Source organism: Xanthomonas sacchari, assembly GCF_024266585.1.
Taxonomy (GTDB): Bacteria; Pseudomonadota; Gammaproteobacteria; order Xanthomonadales; family Xanthomonadaceae; genus Xanthomonas_A; species Xanthomonas_A sacchari_C.
On record NZ_CP100647.1, the window covers coordinates 1,744,234 to 1,764,508 of the forward strand.

At 67.3% G+C, this 20,275-nt stretch carries 9 protein-coding genes and 2 pseudogenes; all 11 read left to right on the forward strand.

Annotation, left to right across the window (positions count from 1 at the left end):
- The first annotated feature begins 122 nt into the window (after nucleotides 1-122).
- The 11 genes and pseudogenes from pilG (at nucleotide 123) to NKJ47_RS07115 (ending at nucleotide 20,068) form a co-directional block, all read left to right on the forward strand.
- Complete coding sequence (gene pilG, locus NKJ47_RS07070) at nucleotides 123-524, forward strand: twitching motility response regulator PilG (protein WP_237649356.1); 402 nt, start codon at nucleotides 123-125, stop codon at nucleotides 522-524.
- Between the two features lie 17 nt (nucleotides 525-541).
- The gene (locus NKJ47_RS07075) at nucleotides 542-904 is read left to right on the forward strand and encodes a response regulator (RefSeq protein ID WP_254460784.1); all 363 of its coding nucleotides are present in this window, start codon (nucleotides 542-544) and stop codon (nucleotides 902-904) included.
- 1 nt (nucleotide 905) lies between these two features.
- A complete protein-coding gene (locus tag NKJ47_RS07080) occupies nucleotides 906-1,436 on the forward strand; it encodes a chemotaxis protein CheW (protein WP_017910264.1) in 531 nt (176 codons plus the stop codon).
- Nucleotides 1,437-1,476: 40 nt separating this feature from the next.
- Complete coding sequence (locus NKJ47_RS07085) at nucleotides 1,477-3,513, forward strand: methyl-accepting chemotaxis protein (RefSeq protein ID WP_254460785.1); 2,037 nt, start codon at nucleotides 1,477-1,479, stop codon at nucleotides 3,511-3,513.
- A gap of 111 nt (nucleotides 3,514-3,624) precedes the next feature.
- Nucleotides 3,625-5,355: pseudogene (locus tag NKJ47_RS20810) on the forward strand (Hpt domain-containing protein); the annotation flags it as partial.
- 450 nt (nucleotides 5,356-5,805) lie between these two features.
- Nucleotides 5,806-11,037: pseudogene (locus NKJ47_RS07090) on the forward strand (Hpt domain-containing protein); the annotation flags it as partial.
- The gene (locus tag NKJ47_RS07095) at nucleotides 11,024-12,364 is read left to right on the forward strand and encodes a chemotaxis protein CheB (RefSeq protein ID WP_254460787.1); all 1,341 of its coding nucleotides are present in this window, start codon (nucleotides 11,024-11,026) and stop codon (nucleotides 12,362-12,364) included. The pseudogene NKJ47_RS07090 and the gene NKJ47_RS07095, both read left to right, overlap by 14 nt.
- Before the next feature lie 73 nt (nucleotides 12,365-12,437).
- Complete coding sequence (locus NKJ47_RS07100) at nucleotides 12,438-12,914, forward strand: chemotaxis protein CheW (protein WP_254460788.1); 477 nt, start codon at nucleotides 12,438-12,440, stop codon at nucleotides 12,912-12,914.
- Nucleotides 12,915-13,064: 150 nt separating this feature from the next.
- On the forward strand, nucleotides 13,065-17,876 hold the full coding sequence (locus NKJ47_RS07105; protein WP_254460789.1) for an RHS repeat-associated core domain-containing protein: 4,812 nt from the start codon (nucleotides 13,065-13,067) through the stop codon (nucleotides 17,874-17,876).
- Nucleotides 17,877-18,269: 393 nt separating this feature from the next.
- Complete coding sequence (locus tag NKJ47_RS07110) at nucleotides 18,270-19,334, forward strand: N(4)-(beta-N-acetylglucosaminyl)-L-asparaginase (protein ID WP_254460790.1); 1,065 nt, start codon at nucleotides 18,270-18,272, stop codon at nucleotides 19,332-19,334.
- A gap of 14 nt (nucleotides 19,335-19,348) precedes the next feature.
- Nucleotides 19,349-20,068 carry a copper homeostasis protein CutC gene (locus tag NKJ47_RS07115; protein ID WP_254461363.1) on the forward strand — a complete coding sequence of 240 codons (720 nt, stop codon included), beginning with the start codon at nucleotides 19,349-19,351 and terminating at the stop codon, nucleotides 20,066-20,068.
- Nucleotides 20,069-20,275: the final 207 nt, after the last annotated feature.

Sequence of the window (20,275 nt, forward strand, 5' to 3'; positions counted from 1 at the left end):
CGGTTACGTGGTTCAATGCGGACCCGCGGCGGCGGCCTTGACAGTCGCAGCGGGTCTTGGGATACATGGCGTTTCGCAGCGAAGCCGGATCCGATGAAGCGTCGCGCGCTTGGGGGCAGGTGATGAGTGAAAACACGACTGCGGGTGGGGAGCTCGCAGGCTTGCGGGTGATGGTGATCGACGATTCGAAAACGATCCGTCGTACCGCCGAAACGTTGCTGAAGCGCGAAGGGTGCGAAGTGGTGACGGCGACCGACGGCTTCGAGGCCCTGGCCAAGATCGCCGATCAGCAGCCGCAGATCATCTTCGTGGACATCATGATGCCGCGGCTGGACGGCTATCAGACCTGCGCGCTGATCAAGGGCAACCAGCTGTTCAAGGCCACACCGGTGATCATGCTGTCCTCCAAGGACGGCCTGTTCGACAAGGCGCGCGGGCGCATCGTCGGTTCCGAGCACTACCTCACCAAACCCTTTACACGCGAAGAGCTGCTGGGCGCGATCCGTACATACGTCAACGCCTGACCAGGGGGAAAGGCAGCATGGCCCGTATCTTGTTGATCGAGGACTCACCGACCGACCGGGCGGTGTTCACGCAGTGGCTGGAAAAGGCCGGGCACCAGGTGCTGTCCACCGACAACGCCGAGGACGGGCTCAAGCTGGTCCGCGAGCAGGCGCCGAGCCTGGTGCTGATGGACGTGGTGCTGCCGGGCATGAGCGGCTTCCAGGCCACCCGCGCGCTGTCGCGCGACGAGGCCACCCGGCACATCCCGGTGCTGATCATCAGCACCAAGAGCATGGAGACCGACAAGGTCTGGGGCATGCGCCAGGGCGCCACCGACTACATCGTCAAGCCGCCGCGGGAAGACGAACTGATCGCCCGCATCAACCAACTGGTGGGCTGACATGCGCTCGCCCTTCGACATCCTCGAAGCCTACGAGCGACGCAGCCTGGCGCACGCCGTGCAGATGCCCGAACGCGCCTTCGACGACGACGTCTGGCGCGGGGTCGGCTACCGCGTCGGCAAGCGCCACCTGGTGTCGGACTTCCGCGAAGTGGTGGAGATCGTGCGCATGCCGCCGGTCACGCCGGTGCCGGGCGCTCAGCCGTGGCTGCTGGGCGTGGGCAACCTGCGCGGCAACCTGTTTCCGGTGGTCGACCTGAAGCAGTTTCTGGAAGGCGAGCGCACCGCGCTGCAGGAAGGCCAGCGCGTGCTGATCATGCGCCAGAGCGGCGGCGACGTGGCGCTGACCATCGACGAATTGTTCGGCCAGCGCAGTTTCACCGAGGCGCAGGCGGTGGAGCCGGGCGATCTGGCGCAGGGCCGCTACGCGCATTTCATCGACCGCGCGTTCCGCGGCGACGCCCAGGACTGGGGCGTGTTCTCGCTGTCGCTGCTGTCGCGCACTCCCGAATTCCGGCAAGCCGCCGCCTGAACGCGCGCGCTGCCTCCGCATCGAAGACCGAGGTCGCATCATGAGTACTGCTCCGGACGCCCGCAAGGCCAGCAAGCTCGGCAGCGTGGGCACGAGTTTCTGGCTGGGCCTGTTGGCGCTGTCGCTGGTCGTGTTCGGCGCCAACACCGGCGTGGCCACCTGGCAGGGCAACCGCCTGGCCGGCGCCAGCACCGGCGCGGCCGACCTGCAGGTGCTGTCGCAACAGCTGGCCAACCAGGCCCGCGACGCGGTGTCCGGCAACGCCGAGACCTTCAAGCAGTTCAGGCAGACCAAGGCGAAGGTGGAGAGCACCGTCGCCGAGCTCAACGCGCGCTACGCCAACGAGGCCGGCGTGTCCGGGCCGCTGCGGACCCTCAACAGTACCTGGGCGCCGCTGGCCAAGAGCGCGCAGCAGGTGGTGGACAGCGAACCGGCGGTGCTGGCGCTGGCCGGCAATGCCGACCGCTTCGTCGGCGGCGTGCCGCAGCTGCAGGCGCAGTTGAACGAGGTGGTGCGCGCGATGACCGTCGGCGGCGCCCCCGCCGCGCAGATCTACAACACCCTGCAGCAGGTGGTGGTGGCCGGCACCATGGCCCGCCGCGTCACCGAAATGCGCGCCGGCGGCCGCGGCGCGGCCGGCGCCGGCGATGCGCTGGCGCGCGACGCGGTGGTGTTCGGGCAGATGCTCGAGGGGCTGCGCAACGGCAACGAGGAACTGGGCATTGCCCCGGTGCGCAACGCTGCCGCATTGGCCGCGCTGGAGCAGTCGCAGGCGCAGTGGGCGGAGATGAAGAAGGACCTGGACGCGCTGCAGGCCAGCTCGCGCAGCCTGTTCGCCGCGCAGAACGCCGCCGCGGCGCTGACCGCCGGCTCGGGCAAGATGCTGGAGGACAGCAAGAAGCTGTTCGATGCGTTCTCCGCGTTCGGCTCCATCCGCGATACCCGGTGGTTCCCGAACTTCTGGCTGGGCGTGATCTCCGGCCTGCTGGCGCTGCTGTCGATCATCGGCTTCGTCTGGACCACGGTGCGCAGCCGCAGCCGCGAGCAGGAAATCCGCCTGCAGACCCAGGTCGAATACAACAGCCGCAACCAGCAGGCGATCATGCGCCTGCTCGACGAAATCAGCTCGCTCGGCGAAGGCGACCTGACGGTCAAGGCCTCGGTCACCGAGGACATGACCGGCGCCATCGCCGACGCGATCAACTACGCCGTCGACGAGCTGCGCCACCTGGTCACCACCATCAACGACACCTCGGCCAAGGTCGCCGTGTCCACCGAGGAGACCCAGGCCACCGCGCGGCAACTGGCCGAGGCGGCCGGCCACCAGGCCGAGCAGATCGGTTCGGCCTCGGTGCGCATCAACGAAATCGCCGCCAGCATCGAGCAGGTCTCGCGCAACTCCACCGAGTCGGCGGATGTGGCGCAGCGCTCGGTGGTGATCGCCGCCGAGGGCGCCGGCGTGGTCCGCGAGACCATCCAGGGCATGGACCAGATCCGCGACCAGATCCAGGAGACTTCCAAGCGCATCAAGCGCCTGGGCGAGTCGACCCAGGAAATCGGCTCGATCGTGGAACTGATCAACGACATTTCCGAGCAGACCAACATCCTGGCGCTCAACGCCGCGGTGCAGGCCGCTTCGGCCGGCGAGGCCGGCCGCGGTTTCGCCCTGGTCGCCGACGAAGTGCAGCGCCTGGCCGAACGCACCTCCGGCGCCACCCGCCGCATCGAAGGCCTGGTGCAGACCATTCAGGCCGATACCAACGAAGCGGTCAGCTCGATGGAGCAGACCACCTCCGAAGTGGTGTCCGGCGCGCGCCTGGCCGAGGACGCCGGCACCGCGCTGACCGAGATCGAGCGCGTGTCCAACGCGCTCAACACCCTCATCAAGAACATCTCCATCGCCGCGCACCAGCAGTCGGCGGCGGCGATCGACATCACCCAGACGATGGACGTGATCCGGCAGATCACCGGACAGACCTCGCAAGGCGCGGGACAGACCGCCGAATCGATCGGCCGCCTGGCGCAACTGGCGGCGGACCTGCGGCGCTCGGTCGCCGACTTCAAGCTGCCGGCGTAAGCGGGCCGGAACCGGGTGGAAGGAAGCGCACATGACGTACCGTGAACAACTCCCGCATGCCGTCGCCGCGCCCACGCGGCGCGGCGCGTGCCCGGCCGTGGAGATGCGGCGATGAGCGCGCTCCGCGATGCGATGAGCCATGCCGCGCTCGGCTGGGTCAAGCCGGAACTGGACGAGACCCTGCGCCAGGTCCGCGGCGAGATCGAAGCCTTCGTCGAGGAACCGGCCGACACCGGTCGCATGCGCTTCTGCGCCGGCTACCTGCACCAGGTGCAGGGCACCTTGCGCATGGTCGAGCTGTATGCGCCGGCGATGGTGGCCGAGGAACTGGAACTGCTGGCGACCGCGGTGCAGAACGGCCAGGCGGCCGACCGCGACGAGGCCTGCGCGACGCTGATGCGCGGCACCGTGCTGCTGCCGGACTACCTGGAGCGCCTGCAGGACGGCCACCGCGACATTCCAATCGTGCTGCTGCCCCTGCTCAACGAGATCCGCGCCGCGCGCGGCGAAGCCGGCCTCAACGAGGGCGCGCTGTTCGCGCTGGCCCCCGATGCCGCCGCCGCCACCGAGGCCGAGCTGGACCACGCGCGCGGCAGTCTCAGCGGCCGCAACCGCGAACTGCTCGACACCGTCGGCACCGCGATCAAGGAAGAGCTGCTGCGGGTCAAGGACGCGCTGGACCTGCACCTGCGCACCGGCGGCGACGTCGCCGCGCTGCAGACCCAGGTCGACGAGCTGGGCAGCGTCGCCGATACCCTGGGCGTGATGGGCCTGGGCGTGGCGCGCAGCGTGGTGGTGCAGCAGCGCGATGCGTTGCGCAGCATCGTCGACGGCGCCCGCGAGGCCGACGAAGGCCTGTTGCTGGATATCGCCGGCGCGCTGCTGTACGTGGACGCCTCGCTCGACGACCAGGTCGCCTACCTGGGCGCCGGCGGCGATGTGCACGACGAGGCCAGCGCCGCCGAGGCGCGCCGCACGGTGGAAGTGCTGGCGCACGAGGCGATCGCCAACTTCGGCAGCGCCCGCGAGCATTTCGTCGCCTTCATCGAGACCAACTGGGACCATGCGCGCCTGGACGAGGTGCCGCGCCTGCTCGGCGAGGTCGCCGGTGCCCTGCGCATGCTGGAACTGCCGCAGCCGGCCGATTACCTGGAAGGCGTGCGCCGCTATGTCGCCACAGAACTGATCGGCAAGCGCCGCGTGCCCAGCGGCCGCCAGCTCGACACCCTGGCCGACGCGATGGCCAGTCTCGAGTACTACCTGGAGGCGCTGCGCGAGCGCCGCCCCGGGCGCGAGGAGATCCTCGACATCACCCGCAGCAGCCTGGAAGCGCTGCGCTACTGGCCGTTGCCCGAGACCGCGCCGGCCGCGCCGGGCGTGTTGCCGAGCGGGAGCGAGACAGCCGACCCGGTCGCGCCTGCGCCGCCGGTGGTCGCCGCCCCGGTCGTGGAGCCCGCGCCCGCACCGTTCGCCGCGCCGGCCGTGCCGGCCTGGGACCTGGCGCCGACGGAGGACACGCCGGACACGACGCCGCGCACGCAGGCCGCCACGCCATCTGCACCGCAGGCGCCGCAGTGGACCTTGGCGACGGACGAGCACGACACCGCGGCCGAACACACGTCCGCGCCCGCCGACGATGGCACCGCGCAGGACCCGCGCGAGCAGGCGAGTGCGCCGCCGTCGCAGGCGCTCAGCTTCGATCCGGTCGCCGCCGAACAGGACAGTTTGACCGGTACCAGCGAGCCGCTGCACATCAGCCTCGATTCCCTGGTGCTGGAACAGGACGCGTTGCGGCCGGAGACGCCGCCGGCGTTCACGCAGCACGACGCTGCTGCCGACGCTCCCGCGGCGTTCTCGTCGGATGTCGCCGGCTTCGATCCGGTGGCGGCCGAGTACTCGGATCAGGCGCACACCGGTGCGCCGGCCGCGTTCGCCGACCTGGGCGCACACGACGATCCCAGCCTGGTCATCGTCGACGCGCCGGCCGCTGCAGAAGACGCCGCCGCGTCCACGTCGCCACTGGTGATCGAACTGGACGACGCGCCGGCGTTCGCCGATGCGCCGGACATAGGCGCCGACGAGGGACATGCATTCGATTGGCATGCCGCCCCGGCGGCGCAGGATGAGGAGGCAGCGTCCGCGCTGGCCGATGTGGACGCCGACATCGCGCACGGCGAGCGCCTCGACGCGGCAGGGGAGACCGAGCCCTCCGATGTCGCTGCCGAAGCCGAACACGCCGCGCATGCGATTCCGATCGAGACCGCGGAGGTCGCCGCCACCGACGCCGCACGCGGGACCGATCCGCATGCTCCCCTCGAGGGCCAGACGCATGCCGATCCTGGCCTTGCCCCCATCGGCGAAGAAGCGCACACCGACGCCGTGGCGGACGTGCCATCGGCGCCGGAGCATGCCGAGCCGGTGTTCGAGGAGCATGCGACGCCCGACCCGGCGTCGGAACACGTGGCGACCGCCGCCCCCGCTGTACCGGTGTCGGATGCCGAAGCCGCGTTCCTCGCCGATCTTGAGGCGGCGGCTGCGCAGTTCGACGTGACCACCGCCACCAACAGTGGCGCGCCTGCCGCCGTCGCGCCCGCCGAAGCGCAGCATCCCACGCCCAGCGCCGCGCCGGTGGCCTCCGCTCCCGCCGCCGAGGCCGGTTTCATCGACGGCGATGGCGAGATCGACGACGAAATCCGCGCGGTGTTCCTGGAGGAGTTCGACGAGGAGCTGGTCAATCTCGGTGCGCTGCTGCCGGCCTGGCGCGCCGCGCCCAGCCACCTGGAGAGCCTGCGGCCGATCCGCCGCGTGTTCCATACCTTGAAGGGCAGCGGCCGCCTGGTCGGTGCACGCGTGCTCGGCGAGTTCAGTTGGAAGATCGAGAGCATGCTCAACCGCGTGCTCGACGGCTCGCGCCCCGCCAGCCCGGCGGTGGTGGCCATGGTCGAGCAGGCCTACGCGGTGCTGCCGCAGCTCAACGCCGCGCTGCGCGGCAGCGGCGCGGTGCAGGCCGATCTGGATGCGATCCAGGCCGTGGCCGAACGCATCGCCGCCGGCGAGGACGCTTTCTATTTCGCCACCCCGCAGGCCACTGCCGCGCCGCGCGCGGGCACCCCGGCGTCGGTGGACAGCGTGCTGCGCGAGATCCTCGAAGCCGAGGTCGCCACCCACCTGGAGACCGTGCACGCCTGGCTGCAGCATGCGCCGCAGCCGGCGACCGAAGCGCTGCTGCGCGCGGTGCACACCATGAGCGGTGCGTTCGCGATGACCGACGTGCCGGAGATCACCGCGGTCACCGGCCCGGCCGAGAGCTACGTCAAGCGCGCCCTGGCCGCCGGCAGCGTGCCCAGCGCCGAGGGCGTGCGTGCGCTCGAGGATGCGGCGCGCGCCGTCGCCGCGACCATCGCGGAACTGCAGGCGCCGTCGCCGGTGATTCCGCCGTTCACCGACCTGGCGCAGCGCCTGCGCGCGCTGGTGGAGACCCTGCCGGAAGTGCAGTGGCCGCCGATCGCGCACGACGAGGACGACGAAGACCTGTCGGCGTCTGCACCGGGCGATACCGGGCTGGATTCGCAGGCCGTGCAGGCGGTGGAACTCACCGCGGCCGACGACCTGTCGGCGTTCGTGGGCGACACCGCGCAGTTGCACGAGACGCTGCCGGCGGACGGCACCGGCAGGCAGGCCGACGAGGCCGGCGCGGACCAGCATGCCGCCGCCGTCCACGCGGACGAATCGTCCGCGCCGTCCTCGGACGCGGCACCGGAGTCCACGTCGGCAGAAGCCGACGCCACCATCGACACGGAGGCTGCCACGCCGGCTTCGGCGAGCGAAGACACCACGCTTGCGGCCGAGCAAACGTCCGTGCAGGAGCATGCGCCGAGCCAAGACGCGGCACCGGTCGAAGCGCTGGCGGCGCCGCACGATGAGCGCGAAGCCGAGGAACAGGCGGCATTGGCGCAGGACGGCCAGCTCGACGAGCTGACGGTCGAGGCGCCGCTGAGCGCGGAGCAGTTGTCGGCCGATCCGTCACCGGAAGCATTGCAGTCGGATGCGGAACAGGACGCGGCGGTGGACGCAGTCGCCGTCGATACCGCCGCGACCGACACGTCGGTGGACGTACAGGCGCGGGAGCACGCTGGCGAAGCGCATGGTTCCGAGGGTCACCAGGCTGACGCGCAGGCCGGGGAGATCCAGGGTGCGTCCATGCACGCGCAAGATTCGCAGGCATCGGATCACGCGGCAGCGGACCACGATGCCGGGCATCGCGCGACCGACGCGCAGGCCGGGGAGACCCAGGATGTGTCCGTGTACGCGCAGGATGCGCAGGCGTCGGAGTACGCGGTAGCGGATCACGATACCGAGGGCCAGACGACCGACGCGCAGGCCGGGGAGACCCAGGACGCATCCATGCACGCGCAGGAGTCGCCGCCATCGGATCACGCGGCAGCGGACCACGATGCCGAGGACCAAGCGACCGACACGCAGGCGACCGACACGCAGGATGCGCCCGCACACCTGCAGGACGTGCCGGCGTCCGATCACGACGTCGCGCACCGCGACGCCGAAGCGCCCAGCGACGACACCGCCGAAGCGCACGAGCAGCAACTCAACGAGGACGCCCCCGCGATCGGCTTGCGCCAGCAGCCGTCGGCGCCGTCGGGCGGCTGGCACCACGATGGCGCCGCTTCGGCCAACGACGATACCGAGGCCGCCGCCGCGCAGGGCGATGCCACGCAGCATGCCGCACCGCACCTGGACGAGGTGACGGGCGAGGGCGCCGCCGCTGCCGGCGCCGCCGATGCGATGCGCGAGCACGCCGAGGCCGAAGCGAATGCGGACCACGTCGAGCCGCTCGACGTGGCCGACGCTGCCTCCACGCAGGATGCCGGCGCCGAAGCGGACGATGCCGCGCACGCGCTGCCGTCCGACGTGGCAGAGGCGACGGACCCGCAGCACGCGGCGTTCGAGGAGGCACACGCCGCGCCCCGGGGCGATGCCGATCAGGACGACACTACCGCGGCGGCAGACGCCGATGCGGTGATCTCTGCCGACGGTGCTGCCGATGACGCGCATCACCACGCGCCGGAGGCAGCCGAACCCGCGCATTCCGATTCCGACGCCGACGCCGCGCGTCCCGACCTGTCGGCCGCCGATCTTGGCCCGCTGGACTTCGCCGATCTCGATCGCGAACTGGTCGATATCTTCGTCGACGAAGGCAAGGACCTGCTCGACCATTGCGATCGCCTGATCGCCGAGCTGCGCGCCGCGCCGCAGGACCGCGAGGTGCTCGGCGGCCTGCAGCGCGACCTGCACACGCTCAAGGGCGGCGCGCGCATGGCCGGCATCAACGCCATCGGCGATCTCGGCCATGGCATCGAGTCCTTGCTGGAGGCGGTGGCCGCCCATCGCACCGAACTCGACCGCCAGGACGTGCAGTTGCTCGAGCGCGGCTTCGATCGCCTGCACCAGTTGTTGACCCTGACCGGCAACCACCGTGCGCTGGCGATGCCGCAGGACCTGATCGGCGCGTTCGACGCGCGCACGCGTGGGCAGGCGTTCGCCGCCGTCGGCGATGCCGAGACCGGGACCGCGGTCGCCGCGCCCGAGGCCGAGGACACCCAGGCTGCTGCTGCGCTGGCGGCCGTGGCGGCGCCGCTGTCGGCACCGCTGCCGGTGGACGGCGCGCCGGACGAAGAGTCGACGATCGCGCGGCCGATGCAGGAACAGGTGCGCGTGCGCGCCGACCTGCTCGACCGCCTGGTCAACCACGCCGGCGAAGTGGCGATCTACCGCTCGCGGCTGGAGCAGCAGTTGGGTGCGTTCCGCGGCGCGATGGCCGAACTGGACCGCACCAATGCGCGTCTGCGCGACCAGCTGCGGCGCCTGGACCTGGAAACCGAGGCGCAGATCGTCGCCCGCTACCAGCGCGAACAGGATCAGGCCGAGCAGAGCTTCGATCCGCTGGAGCTGGACCGCTTCTCCACGCTGCAGCAGCTCAGCCGCGCGCTCAACGAGTCCGCGGCCGACCTGGGCGGCCTGCAGGGCGTGCTCGACGACCTGGCGCGCCAGTACGACGGCCTGTTGCAGCAGCAGTCGCGCGTCAGCTCGGAGCTGCAGGACGGTCTGATGCGCGCGCGCATGGTGCCGTTCGACGGCCTGGTGCCGCGACTGCGGCGCGTGGTGCGTCAGGCGGCCAGCGAAACCGGCAAGCAGGTGCACCTGAGCCTGGAAGGCACCCATGGCGAACTCGACCGCAACGTGCTCGACCGCATGGTCGCGCCGCTGGAACACATGCTGCGCAACTCGGTCGCGCACGGCCTGGAAGCGCCGGAGCAGCGCCGCGCCGCGGGCAAGGCCGAGGAGGGCAACATCGCCATCCGCCTGCGCCGCGAGGGGTCGGAAATCGTGCTGGAAGTGGCCGACGACGGCGCCGGGCTCGACCGCGAGGCGATCCGCCGCCGCGCCGAGCAACGCGGGCTGATCGCCGCCGACGCGGCGCTGTCCGACGACGAACTGGATGCGCTGATCTTCGCGCCCGGGTTCAGCACCTACGATCAGGTCAGCCAGCTGGCCGGCCGCGGCGTGGGCATGGACGTGGTGCGCAACGAAGTGCGCCAGCTCGGCGGCTCGGTGGACATCCACTCGGTGCGCGGCCAGGGCGTCACCTTCACCCTGCGCCTGCCGCAGACCCTGGCGGTGACCCAGGCGGTGTTCGTGCAGATCGGAGACACCACCTTCGCGGTGCCGGTGGCGTCGGTCAGCGGCATCGGTCGCATCGGCCGCGAACGCTTCGAGGCCGGCACCGGCGGCTACCGCTACAGCGGCGAGGAGTACGCGCTGTACGACCTCGGCTCGCTGGTCGGGCAGGCGCCGGCACGGGCCGAAGGCCAGATGCAGGTGCCGCTGCTGCTGGTGCGCGCGGGCGACCTGCGCGCGGCGGTGGCGATCGACCAGGTGCTCGGCAACCGCGAAATCGTGGTCAAGCCGGTCGGCCTGCAGATCGCCTCGGTGCCCGGCATCTACGGCGCCACCATCACCGGCGACGGCCGCGTGGTGGTGATCCTCGACATCGCCCCGCTGGTGCGCCGCTACCTGGCGCAGCCGCTGCGGCCGGTGGTGGAGGCGGTGCCGGCCGAACAGCGCCGCGTGCCGCTGGTGATGGTGGTCGACGACTCGCTGACCATGCGCAAGGTCACCGGCCGCGTGCTGGAACGGCACAACTTCGACGTGGTGTCGGCGCGCGACGGCGTCGAGGCGCTGGAACGCCTGGAAGAGCGCGTGCCCGACCTGATGCTGCTGGACATCGAGATGCCGCGCATGGACGGCTACGAACTGGCGACCGCGATGCGCGCCGATCCGCGCTATGCCGCCGTGCCGATCGTGATGATCACCTCGCGCAGCGGCGAAAAGCACCGCCAGCGCGCCTTCGAACTGGGCGTGCAGCGCTACCTCGGCAAGCCTTACCAAGAGTTGGATCTGATGCGCAACGTCTACGACCTGCTGGGGATCGCCCGTGTTCGCGAATGACGGCGATGCCGCTTCCACGCCGGTCGCCTTGCTGGCCCGTCCCGGCAAGGCGCGCGAGCGCCTGCGTGAAGCGCTGCACCTGGTCGGCGCGACGATCGTGCTGGAAGACGAGCCCGGCGCGATCGATGCGCAGACCCTGGCCGATGCCGCGCCCAGCGCGGTGCTGATCGCGCTGGAGCCGGCCATCGAGGATGCGCTGGAGCGGCTGGATGCGGCGCTGGCGATGCCCGGCGTCACCGTGATCTTCGACGAGGCCGAGTTGGCCGCGCGCCGCGAAGGCTGGGAGGCGCAGCGCTGGGCGCGGCATCTGGCGGCCAAGCTGCAAGGCCACCAGGACGTGCTGCCGCCCGGCCGCGAGACCGAGACCGGCCTGCAGCCGGAGCCGGGCCTGCCGGAGACGCCGGCGCAATTGCACGACAACGCGTCGATCGGCCTGCACGTCGACGAAGCCACCAGCTTCGCCGAGGCCGCGCCGGAAGACGGCATGTACACCTGGCAGCCGCCAGCCGACGTCGCCCCCGGTTTCGAGGAACTGCAGTTCGCGCGCGCCGAGGCCGCGGCGAGCGAAGCATCTGCGGTGCCGGCGGCACCGCATGTTGATGCCACGCCGGCCGCGCCCGCAGCCGCACCCGCGGCGTTGCCCGCCAGTGCCTGGTCGCTGGTCGACGACGACGCGCCACTGAGCGCGCCGCAGCCGCGCGAACCGCAGCGCAGCGTGCAGTTCTCCACCGAAGGCCTGTCGCTGGTCGCACTGGAGTCGGAAGAGCCCGCATCCACAAGCAGTACCGGCGCCCGCGCCGACGTCGCGCGCGGTGCGGTGCTGGTGATGGCCGGCATCGGCGGCCCCGACGCGATCCGCCGCCTGCTCGCCGCGCTGCCGGAAAGCTTCCCGCTGCCGCTGCTGGTGCAGTTGCGCCTGGACGGCGGCCGCTACGGCAACCTGGTCAAGCAGATCGCGCGCGTGTCCGCGCTGCCGGTGCTGCTGGCCGAAGCCGGCGAAGCGGTCGCCCCCGGCAATGTCTACATCCTGCCCGACGACGTCGGCGTGCACGGCACCGCCGGCCTGCGCTTCGTCGCCCAGGACGCCGGTGCCTCCGTGGTCGCCGGCCTGCCGGCCGCGCACAGCGCGGTGCTGCTGCTCAGCGGCAGCGATCCGCAGCAGGTCGACGCCGTGCTGGCACTGGCCGCGCAGGGCGCCTGGGTGGCCGGGCAATCCGGCGACGGCTGCTACGACCCCGCCGCCGGCGCGCAACTGATCCTGCAGGGCCATCCCGGCGGCGATCCGGCGCAGCTGGCCCAGGCCTTGACCGCGCGGTGGAGCGGCTGAGCTAGGCGGCACACGCCATTCCCCGCTGCGCCCGCACCGCGCGTTTTTTCCGCTTTCAGGACGAAGTCACTCCATGAGCAGCTACGCCAGCAACGACGAAATCCGCGGTGTCCTCATCCTGGCCGGCAGCGAGCGCGTGCTGCTGCCCAACGCCACCATCGCCGAAGTGATGTCGCGCGTGCCGGTCGAACCGCTGCCCGACGCCCCGCACTGGCTGCTCGGCCAGATCGCCTGGTACGGCTGGAAAGTGCCGCTGGTCTCCTTTGCCCGCCTGACCGGCCTGGGCGCCGAAACCGTCGCCACCAACAACAAGATCGTCGTGCTCAAGGCCTTGGGCGGCAATCCCGACCTGCCCTACGTGGCCCTGCTGACCCAATCCTTCCCGCAACTGATCTCCGTCCCCCGCGACGGCCTGCTCGCCGACGCCTCCGAAGAAACCCTCCCGCCCGGCGTGCACATGCGCGTGCTGCTGGGCGAGCAGAGCGCGTTGCTTCCGGATCTGGAGGCGATCGAGGGGATGGTGGTGGAGCGGTTTGCGGCGGTTTCATAACTCCGAAACTGCTCGCTACACGACACTGTTGGATTTTTTGCCGACCTTTCTGAAGTCGGCAAGCGGTTAGGAGACTGTTGCGAAGTTATCTTTTCGCTCGGTCGATTTTTGAACATGCCTTTTAAACTGGTGTTCTAACGGAGCTGGATTATGCGTGGATTTTTGCCTTTCCTGTTCAGTGTTTTTATGGGCGGGATGTGCTGTCTTGTTCCGCCTTCGGCAGAGGCGCAGGCAGTGGGGCAATATTGTTATCAGTCCTGTTTTGGCTCGCTTGATGAAGCTGAGGCTGAAATGCGTTCAGCCCTTGCTTATGGCGCTTATCTTGTCAGAGATGAGGCTGTCATCACCGACGGTGATTCGTCCGCGCCATCCTACCAAATTAGGTATAAGGTAAAGCGTCAGCCCCCATCCTATATCAGTTCATCAGGGTTTTTGATTGGTGGAAATGGGCCTGGCAGTACTAAGCCATCCATTTGTGCGGCCAACTCCGATCCGATCTTAAAAGATTACTGCGCCGATGAGTCGGAGATGGTGCAGGGGTGGATGAATTTGATGCGTTATAATTCTCCGGATTGTACAATCTCCAATGAGCGTATAACCGGTGCTTACGGTGAGCCATTTGTTCAGAGCGTTCTTTATCATAGTGGGCTTGGAATGCTCACTTTTGATCTTCCTGGATTTAAGTGGTTGAAATATAGCATTTCATGCCCTGGCTGGGATGATCCCACTCCTTCTCCTCGGGAGACTACGCTTGTAAAAACAAGAGTTTATTCTTGTCCGGCAGGGTTGAAGCCGGTTGTGGGGTACGGCCCTTCATATAGTCCGTCTGGAAGTTCTACGTCTGTGGTTGAGTATCCGTACCTTTGTGATAACTCTGATGCGCCAATTATCTATGTAAAAGGTATTGATCAGACGAAGTCTTGTGCAGTCAACGCAAATCCATGCTTTCCTGCGACTGGAGATAAGTTTAGGCAGGAAGATGATTTGGTCTTTGCAGGCAGAAGCTTTCAACGCTTCTATCACTCTGTTCAGCAACTTCAGGTCGGCATGGGGATGGCGCCGGGTTGGAGTCATTCGTTTGCTGACCTTGTAGGCTCCGGTGGGGGCTACATGGTTACCTATGACGGATTTTTTGAGCAGTTCGTCAGGGTGGCTGACGGTAAATATAGAGGTCGTAGAAACGCGGCTGAGATGATGTCGCGTTCTTCCGATGGTATTTGGACTCTTGTCCAGGCAAACGGGGATCGGCGGATATATAACGCCCAGGGGCGCCTCGCTTCCATTAAGTCTAGCGCTTCTCCGGCGTTTGACATTGATTTTGTATATTCAGGAGAGAGTCTGGTCAAGGCAATTGATGGGCTTGGGCATGTCTTGACTTTTGCCTATAGCAATGGATTTCTCGATAAGGTGACATTGGACGATGGGAGTTACGTCAAATATGATTACGATGCTGCCCAGAATCTAGTGAGCGTCACCCGTTCTGACGGAAGCGTTCGGGCCTACCGTTACGGAGAGTCAGGGCATGCGCCTGCGGGGCGTGCGCACCTGCTGACTGGTATTGAAGAAGATGGCGTTCGATACGCGACCTTCAGTTATGCAAGTGATGGGCGGGTGGCGGGCAGCAGCCTGCATGCAAACGGAGCGGAGGTGGAAACGACCTCCATCACCTACTCTGGCGCCAGTAGCGCACAAGTTTTGCAGCCTAATGGCGCGAGCTATACATATCAGTTCGGACAAGGCCTTTTCCGCCAGATCGAAGCCATCAGCGGCCCTGATGGGACCAGGGCAATGAGTTTCGACGCAGGGCGGCCCGTCTCCATTACGGATAGGTTGGGGAACTCCACTCAATTCAGCTATCAGGATTCTTTGGATGACCAAGGTGCCTCTTCGAGCACTGTGACTGAGGGGGCTGGTACGTCTTACCAAAGATCTAAAACCCTTACTCGCGACTCGGAGAATCAGGTCGTGGCGCAGCAAGGGAGCGAGGGGAGTGGAACAACGTCTCTTTCTCGTGCAGTTTACGCTGCAGGGCGGGTGACCTTCCGCTGTCAGTACGATGTGTCGGTTTCTGCTGCTTCTGCCTATGTCTGCGGTTCGATGGCAAGTGCGCCCGCTGGTGTCCGACAGGTTGCCTATACCTATTGCGCGGATAGCGACTTGGCTGATGGTTCAAGTAATTGTCCGAAGTTGGGACTTCTAAAGCAGGTCGATGGCGCGCGCACCGACGTCAGCGACGCCACCAGCTTTACCTATTACCCCATCGACGACAGCACCTGCACCACGTCCCCGACCACCTGCCCACACCGCAAGGGCGACCTGTGGAAGGTGACCAACGCGCTGGGCCAGGTCACCGAGTACCTGGCCTATGACGGCGTTGGTCGCGTGCTGTCGGTGAAGAACGCCAACGGCGTGGTCACCGACTACACGTATCACCCGCGCGGTTGGCTGACCGCCAGCAAGGTGCGTGGGGCCGACGACAGTAGCGAAAGCGACGATCGCATCACCACGATCGACTACTGGCCGATCGGCCTGGTCAAGCAGGTGACGCAACCCGATGGCGCGTTCACCCGCTTCACCTACGACGCCGCGCACCGGCTGACCGATATCGCCGACAACGCCGGCAACGCCATCCACTACACGCTGGACAATGCCGGCAACCGGGTCAAGGAAGACACCAAGGACGCATCAGGCACGCTCAAGCGCACACTCTCTCGGGTGTACAACCAGCTCGGCCAACTGGCGACGCAGGCCACTGCCCAAGGCGATCCGACCGACTTCGGCTACGACCCCAACGGCAATACCAAGACCGTCACCGACGCGCTTGGCCATGTCACCCAGAACGACTACGACCCGCTCAACCGCCTGGCGCGGACCCTGCAGGACGTGGGTGGCATCGCCGCCGAGACCACCTTCGGCTACGACGCCCTGGACAACCTGACCAAGGTCACAGACCCCAAGGGGCTGGATACCACCTATGCCTACAACGGCCTGGGCGACCTGACCAAGCTCACCAGCCCGGACACCGGCAGCACCACGTACACCTACGACAGTGCCGGCAACCGCGCCACCCAGACCGACGCGCGCAACATCAAGACCAGCTACGGCTACGACGCGCTGAACCGGCTGACCCAGGTCACCTATCCGACCACCAGCCTCAACGTCAGCTACACCTACGATGTCAGCCAGACCACCTGCGCCAGCGGCGAGACCTATGGTGTTGGCCGCCTGACCCGGATGAAGGACGGCAGCGGCAGCACTGACTACTGCTACGACCGCTTCGGCGATCTGGTCCGCAAGGTGCAGACGACCAACGGCAAGGTGTTCGTGGTCCGCTATGCCTATACCAAAGCTGGGCAGCTGAGCCGGCTGACCTATCCGGATGGGGCTGTGGTGGACTATGTGCGCAACGCCCAGGGCCAGACCACCGAGGTCGGGGTGACCCCTCCTAGCGGCACCCGCCAGATCCTGCTGAACCAGGCCACCTACTATCCGTTTGGCCCGGTCGCCGGCTGGACCTACGGCAATGGCCGTCCCATGCAGCGCGTGCTGGACCAGGACTACCGCCCGCTGGCAGTCAACGACACGCGCAGCGATGGGTTGGCGGTGGGCTTTGCCTTCGATCCGGTCGGCAATCTCAGCGCGCTGACCGCGCCGGGCAACACCGTGCCGGTGGTCAAGCTGGACTACGACCCGTTGGGCCGGCTGACCGCGTTCAAGGACGGCCCGACCGATACGGTGATCGACGGCTACACCTACGACGCCACGGGCAACCGCCTCAGCGCCAAGGTCAATACCACCACGCAGAGCTATAGCTATCCGACCACGAGCCACCGCCTGAGCAGCGTGGCCGGCACATCACGCGGCTATGACGCGGCGGGCAACACCACGGCAATCGGCGGCACGGCCGTGCAGTACGTATACGGCGCCAATGGCCGATTGGTGCAGGTCAAGCGCAGCGGCACCACCGTGGCGAACTACGCCTACAACGGCCGCGGCGAGCAAGTACGGCGGGTGGGCAAGACCAACACCTACACCCTGTACGACGAGAGCGGCCACTGGCTGGGCGACTACGACAACAACGGCGCAGTCGTACAGCAGGCGATCTGGCTGGACGATCTGCCGGTCGGCGTGCTGGCCAAGACCACGCTGCGCTACGTGCAGCCTGATCACCTGGGCACGCCGCGCGCGGTGATCGACCCGGTCCGCGACGTGGCGATCTGGCGCTGGGACCTGAAGGGCGAAGCGTTCGGTAACACCGCTCCGGACCAGGATCCGGACAAGGACGGCACTGCCTTCGTGCTCGACATGCGTTTCCCGGGGCAGCGCTATGACGCGCTGAGCGGGCTCAACCAGAACTACTTCCGCGACTACGAGTCGGGCACGGGGCGGTATGTGCAGAGTGATCCGATTGGGTTGATGGGAGGAGTTAGCTCTTACAGCTATGTCTTCAGTAGTCCGTTCTCTTTTATTGATCCGCTTGGATTGACTCCAGATCCCGCTTGTGCTGCTGCATGGATAACGACATGCACGGTTGTTGGCGGAGGGATTGGGTACTGGGGTGGTGGAATTTTGGGTGGCCTTGCAGGCTCTGAGGTTCCTGTAGCTGGAAATGCGGCGGGCTTTGTCGTTGGATCTCAACTGGGCGGAATGGGAGGCGCAGCTGCTGGAGGGGTGACCGGTGGAGCAACTGCAAGTGTCGTCTGTCCCGAAGAAAAAAAGTGTCCGCCTTGTAAATTGATGGATGGCACTCAAATCGCCCCGGGAACTATTGGTTATAGGCATGACTTGGTTCCGCCATCCACGCCTCATTATCCATACGCTGGCGACCATTACAATTTGTATCGGGCAAACCAGAATCCAAATAATTGTTGGTGCTTTTGGCGGCCTATCGGTGCGTCTGATGCCGCAGGTGGGTTGCCTCCTCCGCCAGGATCGATACCAATTCAGGATTTTGTTAACTAATGGGTGTGGCTATGGACTATCGTGACGGTCAGCCTGTTTTGTTGGGCGACAGGGTGGATCTAGGAAGTGGCATGACGGGTACTGTTGTGGCTGTCATCGATAGAGGTGAGTTTTCTAGTAGATATCCAGCCGACGAGTGGGGCTATTTGTCAGTAGGTGCCTTAATTGAGTCGCCCACGGGCGGAGTGATGCATTGCATAGATGCATTGCATGACTTTGAGTTGCTTGAGCGTAAATTAAATGGGCTTTAAGTTCTTGTTAGTCGTGATGCTTGATCAAATTTACATTGATGTGACCGTCCGCGATTGAAATTCAGTCCGTTCTAAATTCTTCGCATCATGTAAGGCCAGGTGTACATTGTCCCGAGTGCCCTTTCAAAACCGAAGCCTTCCCATGCCGCAACGCCGTCACTTCCTGAAAACCGCCGCCTTCGGCGCTCTGGCCGCCGGGTTGGGCGGTGTGCTTCCGGGCGCACGCGCCGCCGTGGTCAAGGCGCAAGCCAAGGCCGGCGTCGGCCCCTTGCCAAACGGCGCAGCACGGGTGGTCTCCACCTGGGACTTCGGCGTCGCCGCCAACCAGGCGGCCTGGCAGGTGCTGTCGCGCGGTGGCGCGGCGCTGGATGCGGTGGAGGCTGGGGTGCGGGTGCCGGAGGCGGATCCGGACAATCACACGGTGGGGCTGGGCGGCTATCCGGACCGGGATGGGCGGGTCACGTTGGATGCCTGCATCATGGATCACACCGGTGGCTGCGGGTCGGTCGCGGCGCTGGAGGACATCGTGCATGCGATCTCGGTGGCGCGGCGGGTGATGGAGAAGACGCCGCATGTGATGCTGGTCGGCGATGGTGCGCTGCAGTTCGCGCTGGCGCAGGGCTTCGAGCGCACCAAGCTGCTCACGCCTGAGTCGGAACAGGCATGGAAGGAGTGGTTGAAGACGTCGCACTACGCGCCGGAAGCCAATATCGAGAATCGTGCCTATCGCCGCGGCACGCTGCCAGGCGGCAAGGACAACCACGACACCATCGGCATGCTGGCGCTGGATGCGCACGGCAATCTGTCCGGCGCCTGCACCACCAGCGGCATGGCCTGGAAGATGCACGGTCGGGTCGGCGACAGCCCGATCATCGGTGCGGGGTTGTACGTGGACAACGAGGTGGGCGGGGCGACCTCCACCGGTGTCGGCGAGGAGGTGATCCGCAACGTCGGCAGTTTCGCGGTGGTGGAGATGATGCGGCAGGGCAAGAGCCCGGCCGAGGCCTGCCGCGAGGTGGTGATGCGCATCGTGCGGCGTAAGCCGGAACTCACCCGCGACCTGCAGGTCGGGTTCCTGGCGATGAACAAGCGTGGCGAGGTCGGCGCGTTCGCGATCCAGGCCGGTTTCAGTTACGCGGTCTGCGATGCGCAGCGGCAGGATTTGCTGCTGCCTGGGCAGAGCCATTTTCCGGCGCCGGCGGCATGAGCGGAACGGTGGCGATGGGGCTGGAAGTGGCCGCCGATGCGATCGGCTCGGCGCTGGCCGCGCAGGACGGCGGGGCGATGCGGGTGGAACTGTGCGGCGGCCTGGATGGCGGCGGCTTGACGCCGTCGTTCGGCACGCTGGCAGTGGTGCGCGATCGGCTGCACATTCCGCTGTACGTGCTGATCCGTCCGCGGGTGGGCGATTTCGTGTTCGACGCCGCGGAAGTGGAGGCGATGCGCCGCGACGTGGAGCAGTGCGTGCGGCTTGGTTGCGACGGCGTGGTGCTGGGCGCGCTGACCGCGGCTGGCGAGGTCGACATGGCGACGATGCGCGAGCTGATCGCTGCGGCCGGTTCGCTCGGCGTCACCTTCCATCGCGCCTTCGACGTCAGTGCCGATCCGCGGCGTGCGTTGGAGGACGTGATCGTGCTGGGCTGCGAGCGGGTGCTGACCTCCGGTGCGCGCGAGACCGCGGAAGAGGGCGCCGAACGGATCGCCGAGTTGGTGCAGCAGGCCGGCACGCGCCTGAGCGTGATGCCCGGCTCTGGCGTCACCGAGGCCAACCTGGCGCAGTTGCGTGCGCGCACCGGGGCGCGGGAGTTCCATGGCTCGGCGCGCGGGCCGTTGGCGTCGCGGGCGCTGGTGCCGCATCCGCATGTGCGCAGCCTGGGCGGCGACCGCATGCAGACCGATGTGGCGCGCGTGCGGCGGATGGTGGCGTTGTTGGGGGAGTAGGGCGCGCCGCTGCGTGGTGAGGATCGGATCGCAGTGGTGCGTCAAATGGTGACGAGATTCGCTCGTCGCGGCTGAAGCCGCTCCCACAGGAGACTGCGGTGGCGGCTGTCCGGCCGCGTGTTTCAGCGGTTGCGTCGTTGGGCGCCGATGGAGGCGTTTCGGTCGCGGCTGAAGCCGCTCCTACGAGGGGCGGCGGTTTGGATGGAG